The organism is Paraburkholderia sp. BR10937 (assembly GCF_040965695.1).
In the GTDB taxonomy this organism is placed as follows: domain Bacteria; phylum Pseudomonadota; class Gammaproteobacteria; order Burkholderiales; family Burkholderiaceae; genus Paraburkholderia.
In genome coordinates this window covers 34,596-54,401 of sequence record NZ_JBFRCL010000036.1, presented here as the reverse complement: position 1 = coordinate 54,401, position 19,806 = coordinate 34,596, and the positions used below count along the sequence as shown (strand labels likewise).

The following is a 19,806-nucleotide window of genomic DNA, read 5'->3' as shown; positions in this document are numbered from 1 at the left end:
CTCGAAATCAGTCTCAGAGCTTGCCCGCGGCCGCCATCTCGACGTAGCTCGGGTCGAAGCGCAGCTTGACGTTGTTCTTGTCGCCGACGATCACGTTCTTGTCGAACGCCATGCCCACGGAATCCGCACTCTTTGCATCCTGGCCGAGCAGACCGTGGTCAAACGAGAACTTCGCGACGCGCGTCATGATCTTCGGCATGTCCGGGCTCGTGACGAAAGCGACTGCCGCCTGAGGTGTGTAGAAGAGCGCGGTGGTCGACAGCTGCCCCTTGAAGTTCGCCAGGTCGGTACCGGAGGCCTTCGCCATCGACGTCAGCGCGCTGGTGCTCGCCGCCGAATTGCTGTGCATCAGCGCGACCATCTCGAACCATGCGCCGGTCAGTGCCTTGCCGAGCGCCGGGTTCTCCTGCAGCGTCTTCGTGTTGACGACCATCATGTCCATGATTTCGCCGGGAATCTTGCTCGAATCGAAGACTTCGGTGACGTTCGGCTGCGCCTTCAGATCGGCGAGCATGGGGTTCCATGTCACCGCGTTGTGAACAGTCGGGGTTGCAAATGCGCCTGAGATATCGGCGTCGGATGTGTTCACAACCTTGAGATCGCGCTCGCTCATATGGGCGCTTTCCAAAGCGCGTGCGAGCAGGTAGTGGGAGACCGAGAACTGCACGAGATTGACCTGTTGGCCCTTCAGGTCGGCGATCTGCTTGCCCTTGCCCTTCATGAGCACGCCGTCGTTGCCGTTCGAGTAGTCGCTCACGATCAGGGCAGTCGAATCGACGCCGCCCGAGGCCGGGATGGTGAGCGCATCCATGTTGGTCATCGCGCAGCCGTCGAACTTGCCAGCCGTGTACTGATTGATCGATTCAACGTAATCGTTCAGCTGGACGACATCGATCTTGATGCCGTACTTCGTGGCCCACTTCGAGATGATGCCCTGGGTCTTTGCCTGCCCCCACGGCATCCAGCCGGCGTAGATGGTCCAGCAAACCTTGAAGTCGCTGCGGCCCGCGGCGAACGCGGCACTTGAAGCGAAGGTGGCGAGGGAGACGGCGGCGATGCCAAGACAGCGAGCGAGCTTGCGCATGAGGTTGACCTCGAAGGGGACGGTTAGCAACGGCAGGGAGCAGCGCAAACTTCGCGTTCTCTCCCGGGCTTTTATCCCGCCGTGTAACCTCGCCTGAGGTCGCCAGCTCTCGGACCAGCACCTGCGAGAAGCAGGCCGGAACCCTAGCTGTCCATTTCCAGATTGTCTGAACCGGATGCTGCGCCGGCTCCTTGCCCACTCCTTAAAGCGAGAAGCGTGCCAATGAACCAAGGCACGACTTCGTGGCGTGGAAGGCGTTTTCCCGCCCTGCGCCGGTAACAACGTGCACTAATAAGAGTCGCGGCGCACCCGTTTCGGGCACTGCGATGGGCTGGCGCCTCCACTGCAATGAATCGCAGGCGATGCCGTAACCTCTGATCCAGGTCAAACGAACTGCGGCCGAGTGCGGTCCAATCAGCATCAGGCGCGCATGGCGTGCACGAGGCGAGGAGACCATGATGAAGTTGACGTTTCTGGGCGCAGCGCAAACCGTCACGGGATCGCGATACCTGCTGGAGGCGGCGGGCAAGCGTGTGCTGATCGACTGTGGGCTGTTCCAGGGCACCAAAAACCTCCGCTTGCGCAACCGGGATCCGTTGCCTTTCCCCGCCGACTCGCTCGACGCCGTGATCCTCACGCACGCCCACCTCGATCACTGCGGCTACCTGCCGGTCCTCGCGCGCAACGGTTATCGCGGACCCGTCTTCTGCACGCCGGGCACCGCTGGCCTGTGCGAAGTCATGCTGCGCGACAGCGCAAGGCTCCAGGAGGAAGACGCCGCGTTTGCGAATCGCCACGGTTATTCGAAACACCACCCGGCCTTGCCGCTCTATACGCTGCAAGACGCCGAACAGGCATTGCGGCTCATCGGGCCGCGCGAAGTCGACATGTCCGTCGCGCTGGCGCCGCAGTTGAGCTTCCGGATGCTTCCCGCCGGTCATATCCTCGGCGCGGCGAGCGTCGTACTCTGTTGCGGGCACACGATCGTCGCGTTCTCCGGAGACCTCGGTCGTCCCGACGACCCGATCGTGCGCGCACCCTCACCGCCGGCACACGCCGATTACCTGGTGGTCGAATCGACCTATGGCGACCGGCTCCACGATGCCGGCAATCCCGAGGACGAACTCGCCGACGTCTTCGCACGCACCTTCGCGCGCGGCGGCGTCGTCGTGATGCCGTGCTTCGCAGTGGGGCGCGCGCAGGAAGTCCTTTATTACATTGCGAGGCTCAAGGAGACGGGACGCATGCCCAACGTTCCCGTCTATCTCGACAGCCCGATGGCGATCAGCGTGACCGACCTGTATCGCCATCACATGCGAGAGCATCGATTGACGGTCTCACAACTGCATGCCATCGATCACGCGGCATTCATGACGCGAACCGTCGACGAATCGAAGGCCATCGCTTCGCGCCACGGTCCGATGATCATCATCGCAGGCAGCGGCATGGCGACCGGCGGGCGCGTGCTGCACCACCTGAACCTCTATGCGCCCGACCCGCGCAACACGATCGCACTGGTCGGCTACCAGGCGCCCGGCACGCGCGGCGCAGCGCTCGAAGCCCACGCGCCCACCATCAAGTTGCATGGCGACTACGTGCGCGTGCGCGCCGAGGTTGCCTCGATCTCCTCGCTCTCGGCGCACGCCGATTACCGGGAAACGCTGCGCTGGCTTGCCGGCATGACGTGCCCGCCCCTGCGCACGTTCGTCACCCATGGCGAGCCCGCCGCTGCCGATGCGCTGCGCCGGCGTATCGCCGAAACGCTCCACTGGGAATGCTGCGTGCCCGAATTTGGCGAGTCGGTCGAACTGGCGGAGGACACCGTGCGCGTGTGCGCGCCGCGCGAACCGGAAACGCCGGCCTGAGCGGTCGCGGCGCGTCTGTTTCGGCGCCACCCGGCGCGCCCGATTTTTTCGCTACACCTTCCTGTGTCACTCCTACAATGGCGGCAGGCCCCCGTGCGACGGCTGACGCCGGGGCTCCCTGCATCGAAGTCGATACTTCATACGCAAATGGCTCATGCACCGGTTCCGCGCAAGCGAGTCGCCCCGGACAGTCCTCATGGGCACGGGCGCTAACCCTCTGGCAAGCGTCGCCCGAGGCGCGGCGACCCTCCTTGTCGCGGGCACCGCGGCTGCCGCCGCATTCGCGCTCCTTGTTCCTCGCCTCATCCGCCCGAATGCGACGCCTTCGAAAGCAGGCAGTGCGCCGGCGCTCAACGATGCGCGCATGATGGCAATCATCCGTTCGTCGATGGAGGCGATCATTACCGTCGACGAAGCACAGCGGGTCGTCATTTTCAATCCCGCTGCCGAGTTCGCATTCGGCCTGGCGGCTACCGAGGCGATCGGCTCCCCTTTGTCTCGCTTCATTCCCGAGCGATTCCGCGAGGCGCACGCGCAGCACGTGAACCGATTCGGCGCGACCGGCGTGACCGAACGGCAGATGGGCCAGCAGCAGCGCGTGCTCTACGGACTGCGCGCCAACGGCGAGGAATTTCCGATCGAGGCGTCCATCTCCCAGGTCCGCGATCCGTCCGGCAAACTCTATACGGTCATGCTCCGCGACATCACGGAGCGCCTGCGCGCCGAAAATGCGCTCAAGCGATCGCGCGAGGAACTGCGCGAACTGTCGGCCAATTTGCAGAACGTGCGTGAGGCCGAAAAGACGCGTATTGCACGGGAGCTTCACGACGACCTTGGCCAGCAACTCACTGCGCTCAAGCTCGATCTTGCCGCCCTCGCGCATGGGCTCGGCGATGACGCCACGCCGGAGACCGCCTCACGCCTGACCGGCATGAGCAAGCTGATCGACTCGACCGTCGCGGCCGTGCGACGCATCGCAGCCGACCTGCGGCCCGTCATGCTCGACGACCTCGGCCTCGTGCCGGCCATCGAATGGCTTGCGAACGATTTCACGAGCCGCTACGGTATCGCAGTCGAGCGGCACGTCGACACCGGTGGCACGGAATTTTCAGGCGCGGCTGCCTCAACGCTGTTCCGTATCGTTCAGGAAGCCCTGACCAACGTCGCCCGACACGCCGAAGCCACTCGCGTCGCGCTCACATTGACGGTAGACGGGCAACGCTGCGTCCTGCGCATCGCAGACGACGGCCTCGGCGCGCGCAGCGATGCTGCTGACTCACAACGCCGCGGCCCTCGGGACAAAACGTTCGGTCTACTTGGTATCCGCGAACGCGCGCATATGTTCAACGGCACCGTTTCGATCGACACGGCGCCTCGCGAGGGCTTCGCCATGACCGTCACGTTCGCGGTCGATGCCCTCCAGTCCGAAGAGGCCCCGTCATGATCAAGGTGATCCTCGCCGACGATCACACGCTCGTGCGGGAGGGCTTGCGGCGCATTCTCGAAAGCGCGCGCGAGTTCGAGGTCGTAGGCGAAGGCTGCGATGGTCCGTCGACACTCTCATTGGTGCGCGAACGCGACGCCCAGGTGCTGGTGCTCGATCTCTCGATGCCGGGGCGAAGCGGCGTGGATCTGATCAAGCAGATCAAGGAGGAGAAGCCCGCGCTGCGCATCCTCGTGCTGACCATGCATGGGGAGCAGCAATATGCCGTGCGCGCCTTCAAGGCCGGCGCTTCGGGCTATCTCACCAAGGAGAGTGCCAGCGCGGAACTGGTGAATGCCGTGACGAAGATTGCCGCCGGCGGCGTTTTCGTCAGCATGGCGATGGCCGAGCGCTTCGCCCAAAGTCTGCACGAACCCGCCGAAACGCTGCCGCACCAGCGGCTCTCGGATCGCGAGTTCGAAGTCTTCCGGCGTATTGCGGCCGGGCAGACCATCACGGAGATCGCCCAGACGCTTTGCGTGAGCGCCAAAACCGTGAGCACCTATAAAGTGCGCATTCTTGAAAAGATGCAGATGCCGCATGAGGCCGCGCTGGTCCGTTATGCCGTGCGTCACAAGCTTCTCGACGACCCGGACGAACCCTGAGCGCGTAGTTGCCGCGACCGTTCGTCACATGATTGTAGGAATCGGCCTACAACCCTTCCGTTCCGCGTACGCGAATTTCAACCACCGCCGATATTTATTCGAGATCGCGCCGCCAATACTGACTACATGAATGCCAGTGCGAATCGCCGGCGCCTGTGAAACCGCGCGCCCGCTCCGCGCGCTGAACCGGAGACGATCATGTACGCTGCACCCGCCTGCGACACTTCCCGGACCGTACCGCCCACGCCGCCGCCCGTGTGGCCTTTGCAGCGGAGCATGCGCGAGGCGGAACCCCGCAGTCCGGCCACGCGCTGCTCGACCTGTTCGCTGCGCGCAGTCTGCATGCCGCACGATCTCACCTCGAGCGAGCTGCGGCAGCTCGACAGCATCGTCCACACCACGCGCCATGTCCGGCGCGGCGAAGCCCTGTTCCGTGCGTTCAGTCCGTTCCAGAGCCTCTACGCCGTGCGTACCGGCTCATTCAAGACGATCGTGATGCATCGTGAAGGCGCCGAACAGGTCACCGGCTTCCAGATACCGGGTGAACCGCTCGGACTCGACGGCGTGTGTTCCGGCACGCACACCTGCGAGGCCATCGCGCTCGAAGACAGCACGGTCTGCATCATCCCGTTCGGACAACTCGAAATGCTTTGCCGCGAGAGCCCGCGTATGCAGCGCCATCTTTACGCCCTGATGAGCGGGGAAATCGTGCGCGAATCGAGTCTGATGATGTTGCTCGGCACGATGACCGCCGAACAACGCCTCGCCACGTTCCTGCTCGACCTGGCGGCGCGCTTTCGGGCTCGCGGCTACTCCGCCGTGCAGTTTCATCTGAAGATGAGGCGCGAAGAAATCGGCTGCTTTCTCGGCATCAAGCTCGAAACGGTGAGCCGGATGTTTTCGCGCTTTCAAAGGGAAGGTCTGGTCGAGCCGAACGGCAAACAAATCCGCATCATCGACCCCGAGGGGCTTGCGCGCATCTGACGTGAGACGTACGCGAACACCGCATTCGCGCAGGCAACCAATGCCACGCGCCCGCCTCGCCGAACGCATGGATCAGTTACCCGAACGCACACGACCCTGCAGGGCCGCATGGGCGATCGGCGCCGACCTCAGTTCGCGCTCGGCGGCATCGAACGCCGCACGCATGGCGGCTATCGGATCTTCGTTCTCGCAATGAGCGATCGGCTTGAACTCGCGCGAGACCGACAGGAGTTCGAGCCGGACGTCGTATGCGGGCGCGCTGCCACTGGCGCCCAACTGCTCGACCGCGAGATGGCAGCCCGACAGCGTGCCGCTGAACCGGTCGAGGCGCAGCAACTGCACGCCGGCTTCTGCATCGAGCGCAGACGAACCCGCAAAACCCAGATAAACGATTTGCATCCCGAGTCCCATCGTCAGGCCTCCGTGTCGCCTTTGCCGGATCCGCTCGCGGGTCGCTTGCCAGCGGGACTAGACATCGAATGCGTGACGGCATTTGAGATCTACCCACACCACGCCCTCACGCAAGCCCTCCAGCACCGCCGCAACCTCGCTCTCGAAGATGCGATGATGGGGAAACGCGTGGTTGAAATGCCGATCTGGCGAACCGTGCGCAACGTTGATCAGGCAACAGAAGCCGCCCTGCTCAGCGGGTGACGTTTCTGCCTCGACGCGCCACACGCCCGAGTCGACGGTGCCCTTCAATGTCATGATTTCACTCTCCGTTTTGCGGGTAAAACGGGCGCCCCGCGAATCCAGGGCGCAGCGTCACTGGCTCCACGCCCCTCCTGCTTCGCCTGCTCATTGCCTTGCCTCCTTTCAGCCGTTGGTGTGCGCCACGCCATGCGGCACGTACCGTTATCAATCTAGCCAGGCAGGGCGTTTTCCGATTGATCTGCCTCAATGACTCCTTTTTCCGGAACCCATGCGCGCCGTCCACGCATACAAAAAATGGCTGATTCAGATCAAACTTATGACGTCGCCCGTCTTTAGACTCGGATCACGTTGTGAGCGTCGAAACTTAGGTCAACCCTTCGCTGGAGATCGCAATGAGCTGCAAGACCATCATGGTTCACATGGACACGAGCGCCTGCGCCAATGCGCGGCTCGCGCTCGCACTGAGGCTGGCCCGCAAGTTCGGCGCACATCTGGAAGGACTGTTCGCGCGGTTCGAACCCAACCCGCGCGAGTTCTACGTGATGGGTGGCACAGCGGAGTATTACGAGACGCACCGCACGCTACGCATGGAGCAGCGCGGCGCGATCGAACGGCTCTTCCGCGCAGAAGTGTCTCGTGCGCAGATCGACGGCGCCTGGGTTGTCCCCGATGGCGATCCAGTGTCTGCAATCATGCAGCGCAGCCGCACCGCGGATCTCGTGATTCTCGGACAAGCCAATCCGGACGATCCGGAGTCCTGGCTTGCGGACGGATTCCCGCAGAGTGTTCTGCTGGGAGCGGGAGGCCCGGTGCTGCTGGTGCCCTATACGGGCCGATTCGAGTCGTTCGGCGATCGCGTGCTGATTGCCTGGAACGCAAGCCGCGAAGCCGCCCGTGCGGTTCACGACGCGCTGCCGTTCATCCTGCGGGCGGCTCACGTGAGGATCCTGACGCCTGAGCAGTCGCACGCATCGTGCGAAGACCTCGTCGCCATGCTGGCGCGCCACGGCGCCAAGTCAGTAGACATCGCCATGCTTGACGGCCACGCGGCTGAGTCCGCGGGCGATACGCTGCTGAACCATGCGGCCGACGGCGCGTACGACCTGCTCGTCATGGGAGCGTATGGCCATGCGCGATTCCAGGAGCTGGTTCTGGGCGGCGCCACGCGATCCATACTCTCCACGATGACGCTGCCGGTACTGATGTCTCATTGACCAGGCCGCCCGCAGCGCGACGACCCAACGGGGCCTCGCAAGATCCCCGGTGCAAGAGAAAGACACCGGGGACAAGACGCCCTTACATCGGCGTGAACACGACCGGATAACCGAGGTGGTCTTCGACCCCCTTGACGCCGGTGACACGCTCCGCGGAGACGAGTATCGCCTTGCGCTCCTCCTCCGAGCTTACCGTGCCCCAGAGATGGACGATCCCCTCCTTGACGACGACGTTCTCTGCGGCCATCGCCCAGCGGCGCCCGTCCAGCGCACGCAGCACGTCGCGCTGGATCGCCTCGTCAGAAGCGACTGCTTCCGGATCGGGCTGCGTCGCGCTCGCCAACGCGCGTATCAGGTTGGCACGGCTCACGATGCCCACGAGCCTGCCCTGCTCCAGCACGGGCACGCGCTTGATGTGGTGGCGCTCCAGCAGGTCGGCGATCTCGCCCAGTTCCGCTTCCGGCGAGACGTAGATGACATTGCCCGTCATGATGTCGCCGACCTTCACGGCATTCTCCTTCAGGTACTCGCTTGCGAGCCTGCGAGTCGAGTGGAGCCATTCACCGAACCAGCTGCGCTGCGGCTTGCCTGTCCCTGTTTCCACGCGATGCAGCAGATCGCCCTCGCTGAGAATGCCGACGACGGCGCCGGCGTCGTCGACGACCGGGACGCCGCTCACGTGATGCTCGGTGAGCAATGTCGCGGCCTCGAAGACCGATGCGTCAGGACGCAGGCTGACGACGTCCGTGGTCATGATGTCTGAAGCTTGCATGAGTTCCTCCGTTAGCGGCTAAGACCGCACTGGAACCCAATTTAGAGATCGGTTGCGCACGCGCATTGATTTAAATCAATGAATCTGACGCCGGCCGATATGACCTTTCGTCGCCCGGTATGACGTGCTGCTTTTGCGACTGGCGTGGCTCCCGGCCTTCAACGCGGTCACAGTGAACCTATGGCTTCAGCACGGTCTTGACGATGCCGCCGACGGCTTCTTTGGCGCTGATCGCGGCGTTCTCGTCGTACCCGATGGTTGTCCCGCGCTCGATGCACGAATCGCCATAACTAAACGGTTGCTTCGTTTTGGCGTCGACGAGCAGTCCGTTTTCGACCTCGACCGTCCGGCAGTTTCGCGTGGTCTGCGCCTGGGCGAGCTGCTGAGGCTGCCTGAGCGCTCGCGCGTCGAAGAAGTGACTGGCGCCGGCGTACTCGGTCAACTGGACGTCATGCAGTTTTGTTTTCAGACGTTCCACATAGGCGCGGCATGGCGCGACAGGATTGTAGTTGTCCGCAGTCCCCTGGAAAATACGCACAGGTTTGCCAACGACGTCCTCGTCTTCGAGATACGTGGAGGTACAGTCGGGATAGAACGCGATGAACGCCGCGAACTGGGTGCCGGGTTGGGCGTGCATCCTCTGGAACCGGCTCAGGCTCGCATAAAGCGCGTTTTGCCCTCCACGCGAGAAGCCCATGAGCATGATCCGGCTCGGGTCGATTCGCGGATGCTTCGAGAGCGTCGCAATCGCGCGATAGGCGTCCTCGGTCTGTGCCAGGCGGCCGAGTTGCGATTGATCGTTGATCGTGTTGACGATACCTCGGCCGGAGAAGCTGTCGATCACAAAAGTCGCGACACCGAGCGAAAGAAAGTACTCCTCCCAGTCGGTGATGCTGCTGCCGATCCCGCCTGACGCATGCAGCAGAATGACGAGCGGAAGCCGGTCGGTACCGCTTCGCGGAAGCCGAAGCTCGCCAGCCACCGTAACAGGTTTGCCATCCTCGCGCCCGCTCAGGAATTCCTGGTCGGTGAGCGTCACGGACGGAATCGGGATGACCTCCATGCGCGTCACCTGCGCGCGTGAGGCGTTCGCGAGGCAGCTGCACATGCAGATCAATGCGATTCGGACGAGCAGAGTTTTGCTTGTTCTCGACATGACGCGCCTCTTCTTCAGTACTGGTTCGCGTGACTGACTTACGAAGTCCAGTATAGGCAGGCGTAGCGCGAGAGCGGGAGATCAGTCAGGCAACGGCGGCAGGCCTTCGAAGCGTGGGTCACGCCTCGCCTGCCAGCCTGCGATGGCTTCGGAGAGGTCCGCGGTATCGAATATGGCGCTCTGAAGCAGCGCCATGTGCTGCAGCGACTCCGCGGTTGCGTGGTCGCGGGCGAAGTTCAGCGCCGTCTTGCTCCCTGCCACGGCCAGCGGCGATTTCGATGCAATGCTGCGCGCCAGTTCCATCGCATGGTGCTCGAGCGCATCGGCGTCGGGCAGCACGGCATTGACGAGCCCCACGGCGAGCGCCCGTTCGGCGCTCAAACGCTCGCTGGTGTACGCCATCTGGCGCGCGACGCCCGCCGGAATCAGCTTGGGCAGGCGTTGCAGCACGCCCAGATCGGCCACCATGCCGATCTGCGTTTCCTGCAGGCAGAAGAAGGCGTCTGCCGTGCAGACGCGAATGTCGCAAGCAGCGGCAAGGTCGAGGCCGCCACCGATGCACCCGCCCTGCACGGCGCAGATGACGGGGAAGCGTGCCTTGTCGAGCACGTCGAAGCAATCCATCAGACCTGCCAGGGCGCGCTGAAATCCGAGGCGCTTGCGCGGACTGCGGGTGTCGAAGTCGTTCGAAATGTTGGCGAACACCTCGAAATCCATGCCGGCCGAAAAGTGCTTGCCCGTCGAACTGATGACGAGCACGCGAACCTCGCCACTCGCATCGAGCGTCTGCACGATTTCGCGCAGGCCCGCATAAAACGCGATGTCCATCACATTGAGCCGGTCGGGACGGTTCAATTGAAGATGCGCGATGCCGGCTTCGGTACTGAGGCGAAAGTATTGATCGTTCATGGATTGCTCGCGGCTTTATACGCGGGGAGAACATGAGCCAGACGTGCGCCCATCTCGGCGCCCAGTACCTGCAATGCGTTGAACGGCCGGATCATCACTTCGAATTCGACGATGCGACCCGTCTCGTCGAAGCGGATCATGTCGATGCCTTTGAGCTGCTTGTCCTGCACGGTCGCGCTGAATTCGAGCACGACGCTCAGGCCGTCGGCGCTGCCGAACTGCCGATGGTAGGTAAAGTCCCCAAAAATGGTGATCACCGTACGCAGCGCCATCAGCAAGGCGGGCGCGGGACCGTAGGGCATGAACGCCATCGGCGAGCGAAAAACGGCCTCGGGATGCACGATGGACTCCAGCCGGCTGAGATCCTTTCTGTCCACGAGCTCATGCCAGATCGCGAGGGAGCGCGCGACAGCGGGAGGCAGGTTGAGTATGGCGTGGGTCATATGAGGTCCGTTTTCAGGTCGAGAGAAAACGCAGCGCGCTCATAACGCGGCTGCGAGCGTTGTGCCCTCGTGGATGGCCCGCTTGGCGTCGAGTTCGACCGCCTCGGCGGCACCGCCGATCACGTGCACCTTGCGGCCGGCGGCCAGCAACTGGTCGGCCAGTTCACGCAGCGGCTCCTGTCCTGCGCAAACCACGACGTTGTCGACGGCGAGGGTTTGCGGCACACCGTCGATGCTCACGTGCAACCCATCGTCGTCGATGCGCTGGTATTCCACCGAGGACGACATGCCGACACCGCGCGCCTTCAAGGCCGTCCTGTGAATCCACCCCGTCGTCTTGCCGAGGCTTTCGCCAACCTTCGAGCGCCTGCGTTGCAGCAGATGCACGCTGCGAGCCGCCGGACCCACCACCGCGCGACGCAATCCGCCGCGTTCGGCGTAGTTCGTATCGACGCCCCATTCGGCGAAAAATTTTTGCGGATCGAGGCTCGCGGACACGCCTTCATGCACGAGGTACTCTGCCACGTCGAAGCCGATGCCGCCAGCCCCCACGATGGCGACGTCCGAGCCCACCGGCTTGCCGTCGCGCAGCACGTCCAGATAGCCGAGCACCTTGGCATGGTCGGCGCCTTCGATGCGCAGCTCGCGAGGCAGGACGCCGGTCGCCACGACCACCTCATCGAAGCCCTCCTGCATCAGCGCTTCGGCGCTCGCGCGCGTGCCGAGGCGAAGCTCGACGCCCGTCAATTCGATCTGGCGGCGGAAGTAGCGCAGCGTTTCATTGAACTCTTCCTTGCCCGGAACCTTCCTGGCGATATTGAACTGGCCGCCGATCCCGGTGCTGGACTCGAAGAGCGTAACGGCATGGCCGCGGCTGGCCGCCGTCACCGCGCAGGCGAGACCGGCCGGACCCGCGCCCACGATCGCCACGCGCTTTGGCTGCGCGGCAGGCCGGATAACGATTTCCGTCTCGTGACAGGCCCGCGGATTAACGAGGCAGGACGTGACCTTGCCGGCGAACGTATGGTCGAGACAAGCCTGATTGCAGCCGATGCAGGTATTGATCTCGTCAGCGCGACCCTCGCGAGCCTTGCGTACGAATTCGGCATCGGCGAGGAATGGACGCGCCATCGACACCATGTCGCACGCGCCGCCAGCGAGCAGCTGCTCGGCGAGTTCGGGCGTGTTGATGCGATTGGTGGCGACCAGCGGCACCGAGACCTTGCCCATCAGTTGCTGCGTGACCCAGGCCCAGGCGCCGCGCGGCACCTTGGTGGCGATGGTAGGAATGCGCGCCTCGTGCCAGCCGATGCCCGTATTGATGATGGTGGCTCCCGCCTGCTCGATAGCCTGCGCGAGCTGGATGACTTCCTCCAGTGTCGAGCCGCCCTCGACCAGATCGAGCATCGAAAGCCGGTAGATGATGATGAAATCTCGGCCGACGCGCTCCCGCACGCGGCGCACGATCTCCACCGCGAAACGTATGCGGTTCTCGTAACCGCCGCCCCAGCGGTCAGTGCGATGATTGGTACGCATCGCGATGAACTCGTTGATGAGGTAGCCCTCCGAGCCCATGATTTCCACACCGTCGTAGCCAGCATGTTGCGCGAGGGCCGCGCAGCGGACGAAATCGTCGATGGTTTCTTCGACTTCGTCGTCACTCAGCTCGTGAGGTGTGAACGGATTGATGGGGGCTTGCAGCGCACTGGGCGCGACCAGCATCGGCTGATACGAGTAGCGGCCGAAATGCAGGATCTGCATCGCGATCTTGCCGCCTTCCGCATGGACGGCGCGAGTAATCGTACGGTGCCGCCCGGCTTCCTCCTCTGTGGTCACCATCGCGCCACCATGCATGGGGCGCGCGCGTTCGTTCGGCGCGATGCCGCCGGTCACGATCAACCCAACTTCGCCACGCGCGCGCTCCGCATAGAACGCGGCCATACGTTCGAAGCCATTCGGCACTTCCTCCAGACCGACGTGCATGGAGCCCATCAGCACGCGGTTCTTCAAGGTCGTGAAGCCCAGATCGAGTGGGCGTAGAAGGTGCGGATAGCGATTTGTCATGTTCATGCAACTGGTTGTATGACGGCGAAGTCGATAATGCAACCAGTTGCATAGAGAATCAAGCGAATGCGCGGATTTCGAAAACCTCCTCTACACCATCGCTTTGATCAGACGTGACTCCCGCATGCCTAGCGCGCTGCGATCCCCTGGGCTCCAGGCGGTACACCGGTCACTGAACCAACCGGTTCGAGCGCGCCATCGGGCATCACGCGAAACCCGGTTACGGCACCGTTGCCCTCCCGCACATAGAGGAATTTGCTGCGACTGCTGAGCGCCATGTCGAGCGGCGCGCTGAGCGTACCCGCAGCGGGATTGAGCAGGTTTATCTTCCCGTCCGCGGCAATGCGCAGGCTGCTGATCGTGCCGCTACCGGCATTGGCGGTATAGGCGAAACGTCCGTCGCCGGTTGTGACGAGCCAGCAAGGAGCGGACTGGCCCAGCGGGATCGCCGCGCTGATCGAATCGAGATGTTTGCCGTCTTCGACTTCGTACGAAGAAACCGAACCGGACCCGGCCTCTGAGACGATCGCATAACCGCGTGTCGTGACGGAAAAGCCGAACGGCGTAACGCCGTTCGAGGCATGCGGGGTTGATGTCGAGGCGTAGCCGGTAAAGCCGACAGAATAGGTGTCAATGAGCTGCGTGCCCTTTTCGGTCACGAGCAATTCGTTGCCTTCCGGTGCGAACCTGACTTGCGCCGGCTGGGCGGAGGTACCGCCAGCAAGTGACCGCTGCGAGCCGGGTAACGCGACGAGGCGCTTGCCGAACGCGTCGACAAAATAGCCGCTAATGTTCGGCGTGCCGCCGGCATTGAGCACATACGCGATCGCCCCCTTGACCGTCACGCTGACGGGCATCTGACCGCCCGACGGCTTTCTGTCGAGCAGCGTCAGCTTGCTGCCGTCGATTGCGAAAAGCGAAACGTCATTGCTGCCGGCATTCACGGCGAGCAGAAAGCCCGAGTCCAACGTCAGCGCGCCCTGCGAGCCTAGCGGATCGGCGCCCGTGCCCGCTCCTTTTCCGCCGGTTTGATAGGTGGCCGCGTAGGTCAGTGTTCCGTTCGTGGCTCGAGCATAGACAAGAACCGAGTTTCCGGAAGGCTGGTTCGACATGACGTAGACCGCCCCGGGCGGATCGACCTCGGAAGCGGTTTGCGCAAAGCTGCCTGAAGCAAATCCCAGCGCTGCGGCGAACGCGATGATCCGCAAAGGAAACGATGAAGCGTACGTGACAAATGACATGACGAACTCCTTGCCTGGTAGACACGACTTCGTTAGGGGAACTGCCACTGCACTGCGCACTCCTTCTGTTCTCGTAGCGTCGCTTGTGAAGATAGGAAGCACACCTTATTAATGACAACGGAGAGACCTGATGACGTCATCCCTGGCGGCTCAAGGCGCGCCGTTGGTCACTCGTGCCGCGCCGATGATTGCCCCATCCGGCGACTGGATCAGGATTGCCGCCTGTTCACCAGCCGGCGACGCCGGTTCGAGCTTCAATGGCGCGCCGGTCCATTCGCCGACGGCCTGTATCGAGCGAACGACATTGGACTCCCTGAGCGTACGTCCCGTGTTTTCGCCTCGCCCGACCGCGGTCACGTGCCCGGTGTCATAGCCGACGAGCAAGACCCGACCGTGACCGGTGCCGCGCCCCACCATGACTGATAACGTCCCGCCGCGGCGCACGCCACTCACCTCCACCGCTGCCTCGTCCGCTTTCTGCGCGATCGCGATCGCCGCCTCGGCTGCACGTCGATTCGAACCCACCAGTCCCTTCTGGCCGTCGATCACCATTTCCGGGGTGTAGGCGCTCTGACCAAAACGGGCGCTGTACTCGGCCTGGCGCTGTGTGGCGGCTTCCAGCGAGTAAGGGTCGCGCCAGCCCAGGCCGTCCCAGTACGTGACGTGAAACGCGAGGGGAAGCACGTCCTGACGCTCACGTGAGAGCTCAGACAGGTAGGCATCCGCGGGAGGACACGAGGAACACCCTTCCGAGGTGAACAGCTCGACCACGACCGGCCTCGCTGATGCTACGACGGGCGCGACGAAAAAAAAGAACGCAAGTGTAACGAGCCGAACGGACATGATCGGTCTCCAGGACGACAGGACTGCCTCTTAATTCGTTCGGTTACGCATTCCGGTTACAGCCGGAAGAAATTTGTTTCGTCGGGCCCGGCCACCCTTACGGATTGACGCTGTCCGCAGCACCGGGATCGAGAAAACGGGGAAGCGACGCAATGGCAGGCTGTGGCAGCGGCACACTGTAGAGAAAGCCCTGCGCAATCTCGCAACCATGCGCATCGAGAAAGGCGGCCTGCTCCATGGTTTCGACGCCTTCGGCAACGACCCGCTGCCCGAGGCAGCGGGCGATGGAAAGGATCGCCTTCACGAGTTCGGCATGGCGCCGGTCCGTCGTGACTCGCTGCACGAACGTACGATCGATCTTGAGCGTATCAATCGGGAATCGGGTCAAATAGCTGAGTGCGGAATAGCCGGTGCCGAAATCATCGATCGCAATCGATAGACCCATGCTTTCAAATTCGAGGAGCACGCTCAGGACCGAGTCGTCTTCCTCCAGCAGCAGACTTTCGGTAATCTCGAACTCCAGCCACTCCGGTTGACAGCCGGTTTCATCGAGGACTTCCTTGACCGTCAGCGCGAGGTCGCGCGACTGAAACTGTCGCGCGGAAAGATTGATCGACACCCTGTGGCGCGCGGCACGCCCGCTATTCCATTCAACGGCCGAGCGGCAAGCTTCGCGAAGCACCCACCGCCCAAGCTCGACGATCAGGCCGGTTTCTTCCGCAAGCGGCACGAACTGATCCGGACGAATGAAGCCCTCTCCGGGGCGATTCCATCTCAACAACGCTTCCGAACCGATGACTTCCGCACCGCGCAGCGTCACCTGAGGCTGGTAATACAGTTCGAACTCGCCCAGATCGACTGCACGCCGCAGCTCCGACTCGAGCGAAAGACGCGCCGTGGCCTCGACGGTCAGGTCCTTCGTATAAAAGCGAAAGCCGCGACGCCCTGAGCGCTTCGCGAGGTACATCGCAGAGTCGGCGTATCTCAGCAAGTCTTTCGCGTCGGTGCTGTCGAGCGGATGCAGCGCGATCCCGACGCTGCACGATATGAATACTTCTCTTCCGTCGAGCAGGAAAGGCTCGTCGAGCCGACGGATGATTCTCGCGGAGATCTCCTCGAGGATGCCGCGATCAGCAATCCCGGGCAGCAGCACGGCGAACTCGTCCCCACCGAAGCGGGCAACCGTGTCTCCCACACGCACGCATGAAACCAGCCGATGCGCGGCCTCGCGCAGCAGCTCGTCACCGACCGCATGACCCATCGTGTCGTTGACACCCTTGAAGCGGTCCATGTCGATCATCATGACGGCCGTATAGTGGCCGTGCTTGCTGTTCGAGATTGCCTGACGCAATTGCTCGTTGAACAGGACGCGATTCGGCAGCGCGGTCAACGCGTCGAAATACGCCATCCGATGGATCTTTCCTCTGGAAGCGTGCAGTTCCGAGATATCCCGCCCTACGGCAAGGACGGTTTCCACCTTGCCATCCTCGCCCAGTTCCGCGGTCAACCGGATCAGCTGGCATAGTTCCCGGTTCTCGTCAGGCCCCCAGACCAGCTCGAATTCCCTGTCGCTTGCCGTTGCGAATACTTCCCGGAGTCGCTGCTCATAGAGGACGGACCCTGGCCCGCCCGGATATTCGGCCGGCGTCCTGCCGAGCAGCGCCTGTGCCCCTCCACTGGCGAGCGCGGCGAAGGTTGGATTGACGTAGAGACGTCGGCAATCCCGTCCGTAACGGGCGACCGTATCGGGCGAGTTCTCGACGAGGGTTCGAAACTCGCGTTCCCGGCGGGCCAGTTTTTCCTCGAAACGGCGCCGTTCACTCATGTCGCGTGCCACACCGAGAACGCCCGCCACCGTCCCCCCTGCGCCGAACACCGGCAGGCGTCGAGTTTCGAGCAAGGTCCGTTCACGGGTCGCCGGAGCGACCACCCAATCGTCATTCACGCAAACATGCAGCGCATCGATTGCTGCCTTGTCGCGTTCCCGGAAGTAGTCCGCCAGCTCGGCATCGAAAATGTCGTAATCGGTTTTCCCGAGAATTTCAGCTTTCGGCTTGCCGACAAATTGCTCGAAGCTGTAATTGCAAAGCAGAAAATTGCCAGCGGTGTCCTTCAGCCATACCAAATCGGGGATGGTATGGAGCACGGTCATCAGCTGTGCGCGCGCGTCGGACAGTTGACGCGCCTTGTCTTCGAGGCGTCCGTTGAGTTGCAGGATCCTCTCGTATTGGGCCCGCTGCTCGGACTCCGCCTGCTTACGTTCGGTGATGTCCAGAATCGCACCGATCAAGCCGGCCTGGCGGCCTTCATCGTCGTGGAAAACCGCCTTGCTGAATTCCACGTCGCGCACCGCTTTCCTTGCGTTCTGGACCTTGAATTCGTAGCGCTGAATGCCGCCTTTCGCGAACAGCGCCTCGTCCTTGGCGAAATAGGTTTGCGCCAGCTCGGGCGGACTCGTCTCAAAGACGGTCTTGCCGATGAATCGCTCCTTGGGGACGCCAAGAAATTCTTCGAAAGCCCGATTGAGATGCAGGTACCGCCCTTCCCTGTCTTTCGAAAAGACCGGAATGGGCATGGTATCGAGCAACGATTCGAGAAATGACTCGCGTTCACGGAGCTTTGCCTCCGCACGTTTGCGCGCCGTGATGTTGAAATAGATCGCCAGCACCGCAGGAGCCGCGTCGGGTGTCGGATGCCTTACGAACTGCACGAGGTAATGCTCACCCAGCGTTTGCGGCAGGCCGTCGAACGTCAGTTCCAGCTCGCGCGCAACGCCCGTGATCGCGACTTCGCGAATGGTATCGAGGTACTGCTGCAGTGCCTGGGGTGAAAACATCCGGGCTTCGGCGTGCGTCGCGCAGGCGCTTTCGGATGCGGCCCTCAACATCGCCAATGCCGCGCTATTCAGGTAGCGTCGTTGGCCCTGCGCGTCGTAACGGATGACCGGCATAGGCAGGTTGCCGAGCGGCTCGCCGTACTCGCTTTCTGCGTCCATTCCAGGGTTTCTCATGCTGTCAAAGAGAATGTGTGCTCGTACAACGCCATCTACGCACGCGTTCCCGGAATCGGCAACTTCAACAACGCGCAACACGGCATGCCATCCATGCGGTAACGGCAGGATACGGGAATTCTGAAGAGCGTAAAAATGGGCGCCGATGGATTTCCGGCAAGCACATCGCGGGTATTGCGTGCGAATTCATTCAACGCTTGCGTGTGTTATCGATCACGCCTCACTCTGGCATCGCTCTCGACGACATCGATATGTTATATAGGCGCAGTGCCTACTCTCGCCGAACCTGCATGCCGCTCTTCGATCTGCGCACGGTCATCCTGATGTCTTCGGTCATGCCGGGACTCATGGCAATCGCGTTGTTCTCACTGGCCCGAAGCTTTCCTCAGAACATACGCGGCGTCCGTCATTGGGCATCCGGTGCGCTGGTGGTCAGCGTATCGGTTCTTCTCCTCGCGTTTCGAGGCAGCGTGCCGGACTGGCTTTCAATTCTGGTTGCGAACTGCGGCATCGTTTTTGGCGCGGGGCTGGGACTCATTGGCACCCAACTCCTCTATGGGTGCCAACCCAGCTGGCGCTTCGTTTCGCTGCTCGTCTTCGTTGCCGCGGCCGGCATGACGTGGCTGTGGGTGGTCGAGCCATCCGTTGCGGGCCGCACGATCGTAATCACCGGGGTGCTCGCGGTACTCTACGGCACGCACGGCGTGCTGATGCTCCACCTTGGCCGACCCAGCCGCACGGCGCTTGCCGTTGGCGCACTGCTGCTTGCCGAATGCGCAGTGGCGGGCGCACGCTGCATCTCCGTCGCGCTTGCGACGCGAGGCCTGCCCGATCTCTTCCATCCGGAGTGGATGCAGACGTTCTATCTCACCGCGGGCGCCGCGTTTTCCCTGCTCGTGACAGTGGGCCTGCTGCTGATTGCCATGGAGCGCTTGCGCATCCAGCTCGAGCGGCAGTCGTACCGCGATCCGCTGACCGGCTTGCTGAACCGCCGCGCGCTCGCGCTCGCATTCGAAGAGGAACGTGAACTGGCGAAGCGCAACGGGGCCGTGCTCTCCATGCTCCTGATCGACCTCGACCACTTCAAGCGGGTCAACGACGAGCATGGACACGATATGGGAGACAACGTCCTGATCGACTTCGCGGAACGCGCCAGTGCGGCAATACCGGCCTCGGCGTATCTCGCGCGCTGGGGAGGAGAAGAGTTCGCCGTGTTGCTGCCGGCACTCTCCCTGCAACAGGCTAACGATCTGGCCGAAGTGGTCCGCACGCGAATCGCTCAGCCCGGCTTCACCGCGCCCGTGATTCGATACACATGCAGCATTGGCGTGGCCTGCCTCGCCGCCGCCGAAGCGACAATCCAGCAACTGGCGCGCGATGCCGACACGGCGCTCTATCACGCCAAGCATCTCGGCCGAAACCGCGTCGAGATCTGCGACCGCGCATTTGCTGCCTGAAACAGACAGGCAGCCTGGTACG

The 19,806-nt window shown here is 62.8% G+C and carries 16 protein-coding genes, 1 pseudogene and 1 riboswitch; of the genes and pseudogenes, 6 read left to right on the top strand and 11 right to left on the bottom strand.

All coding sequences use genetic code 11. From position 1 onward, the window contains the following. Positions 1–13: 13 nt before the first annotated feature. Positions 14–1,084 carry a putative urea ABC transporter substrate-binding protein gene (locus AB4Y44_RS26835; protein WP_342921633.1) on the bottom strand — a complete coding sequence of 357 codons (1,071 nt, stop codon included), beginning with the start codon at positions 1,082–1,084 and terminating at the stop codon, positions 14–16. A gap of 58 nt (positions 1,085–1,142) precedes the next feature. After that, a riboswitch (guanidine-I (ykkC/yxkD leader) is annotated at positions 1,143–1,242 on the bottom strand. A 300-nt stretch (positions 1,243–1,542) separates the two neighbouring features. On the opposite strand from AB4Y44_RS26835, the gene AB4Y44_RS26830 reads away from it, so the two are divergent. The 4 genes and pseudogenes from AB4Y44_RS26830 (at position 1,543) to AB4Y44_RS26815 (ending at position 6,021) form a co-directional block, all read left to right on the top strand. Beyond that, a complete protein-coding gene (locus AB4Y44_RS26830; protein WP_368701326.1) occupies positions 1,543–2,949 on the top strand; it encodes an MBL fold metallo-hydrolase RNA specificity domain-containing protein in 1,407 nt (468 codons plus the stop codon). 214 nt (positions 2,950–3,163) lie between these two features. Further along, positions 3,164–4,393, top strand: a pseudogene (locus AB4Y44_RS26825) (PAS domain S-box protein); the annotation flags it as partial. Beyond that, positions 4,390–5,037 carry a response regulator transcription factor gene (locus tag AB4Y44_RS26820; RefSeq protein ID WP_342921634.1) on the top strand — a complete coding sequence of 216 codons (648 nt, stop codon included), beginning with the start codon at positions 4,390–4,392 and terminating at the stop codon, positions 5,035–5,037. The pseudogene AB4Y44_RS26825 and the gene AB4Y44_RS26820, both read left to right, overlap by 4 nt. A 276-nt stretch (positions 5,038–5,313) precedes the next feature. Continuing rightward, the gene (locus AB4Y44_RS26815; RefSeq protein ID WP_368701325.1) at positions 5,314–6,021 is read left to right on the top strand and encodes a helix-turn-helix domain-containing protein; all 708 of its coding nucleotides are present in this window, start codon (positions 5,314–5,316) and stop codon (positions 6,019–6,021) included. A gap of 72 nt (positions 6,022–6,093) precedes the next feature. Here AB4Y44_RS26815 and AB4Y44_RS26810 read toward each other — a convergent pair whose 3' ends face one another. Further along, a complete protein-coding gene (locus AB4Y44_RS26810) occupies positions 6,094–6,420 on the bottom strand; it encodes a hypothetical protein (RefSeq protein ID WP_368701324.1) in 327 nt (108 codons plus the stop codon). A gap of 69 nt (positions 6,421–6,489) precedes the next feature. Then, the gene (locus tag AB4Y44_RS26805) at positions 6,490–6,729 is read right to left on the bottom strand and encodes a hypothetical protein (RefSeq protein WP_324160659.1); all 240 of its coding nucleotides are present in this window, start codon (positions 6,727–6,729) and stop codon (positions 6,490–6,492) included. A gap of 338 nt (positions 6,730–7,067) precedes the next feature. Here AB4Y44_RS26805 and AB4Y44_RS26800 point away from each other — a divergent pair, with 338 nt between their 5' ends. Continuing rightward, positions 7,068–7,889, top strand: a complete 822-nt coding sequence (locus AB4Y44_RS26800) for a universal stress protein (RefSeq protein ID WP_342921636.1) — start codon at positions 7,068–7,070, stop codon at positions 7,887–7,889. Between the two features lie 82 nt (positions 7,890–7,971). Here the strand turns inward: AB4Y44_RS26800 and AB4Y44_RS26795 are convergent, their stop codons facing one another. The 8 genes from AB4Y44_RS26795 to AB4Y44_RS26760 all read right to left on the bottom strand — a co-directional run bounded on the left by AB4Y44_RS26795 (position 7,972) and on the right by AB4Y44_RS26760 (position 18,312). Beyond that, a complete protein-coding gene (locus tag AB4Y44_RS26795; RefSeq protein ID WP_368701310.1) occupies positions 7,972–8,661 on the bottom strand; it encodes a CBS domain-containing protein in 690 nt (229 codons plus the stop codon). A 178-nt stretch (positions 8,662–8,839) separates the two neighbouring features. Continuing rightward, positions 8,840–9,724: a dienelactone hydrolase family protein gene (locus AB4Y44_RS26790; protein ID WP_368701309.1), complete on the bottom strand. Its 885-nt coding sequence runs from the start codon at positions 9,722–9,724 to the stop codon at positions 8,840–8,842. Positions 9,725–9,898: 174 nt separating this feature from the next. Continuing rightward, positions 9,899–10,726: an enoyl-CoA hydratase-related protein gene (locus AB4Y44_RS26785; RefSeq protein ID WP_368701308.1), complete on the bottom strand. Its 828-nt coding sequence runs from the start codon at positions 10,724–10,726 to the stop codon at positions 9,899–9,901. Beyond that, on the bottom strand, positions 10,723–11,169 hold the full coding sequence (locus AB4Y44_RS26780; protein ID WP_368701307.1) for a nuclear transport factor 2 family protein: 447 nt from the start codon (positions 11,167–11,169) through the stop codon (positions 10,723–10,725). Before AB4Y44_RS26780 ends, AB4Y44_RS26785 begins: the two co-directional genes overlap by 4 nt. 39 nt (positions 11,170–11,208) lie before the next feature. Next, on the bottom strand, positions 11,209–13,233 hold the full coding sequence (locus AB4Y44_RS26775) for an FAD-dependent oxidoreductase (RefSeq protein ID WP_368701323.1): 2,025 nt from the start codon (positions 13,231–13,233) through the stop codon (positions 11,209–11,211). Between the two features lie 128 nt (positions 13,234–13,361). Then, entirely contained in the window at positions 13,362–14,474 is a 1,113-nt protein-coding gene (locus AB4Y44_RS26770; RefSeq protein ID WP_368701306.1) for a lactonase family protein, read from the bottom strand. 150 nt (positions 14,475–14,624) lie between these two features. After that, a complete protein-coding gene (locus AB4Y44_RS26765) occupies positions 14,625–15,317 on the bottom strand; it encodes a DUF1223 domain-containing protein (RefSeq protein WP_368701305.1) in 693 nt (230 codons plus the stop codon). A 97-nt stretch (positions 15,318–15,414) separates the two neighbouring features. Then, on the bottom strand, positions 15,415–18,312 hold the full coding sequence (locus AB4Y44_RS26760) for an EAL domain-containing protein (RefSeq protein WP_368701304.1): 2,898 nt from the start codon (positions 18,310–18,312) through the stop codon (positions 15,415–15,417). A gap of 32 nt (positions 18,313–18,344) precedes the next feature. Here AB4Y44_RS26760 and AB4Y44_RS26755 point away from each other — a divergent pair, with 32 nt between their 5' ends. Further along, a complete protein-coding gene (locus tag AB4Y44_RS26755; RefSeq protein WP_342921644.1) occupies positions 18,345–19,784 on the top strand; it encodes a GGDEF domain-containing protein in 1,440 nt (479 codons plus the stop codon). Positions 19,785–19,806 lie beyond the last annotated feature (22 nt).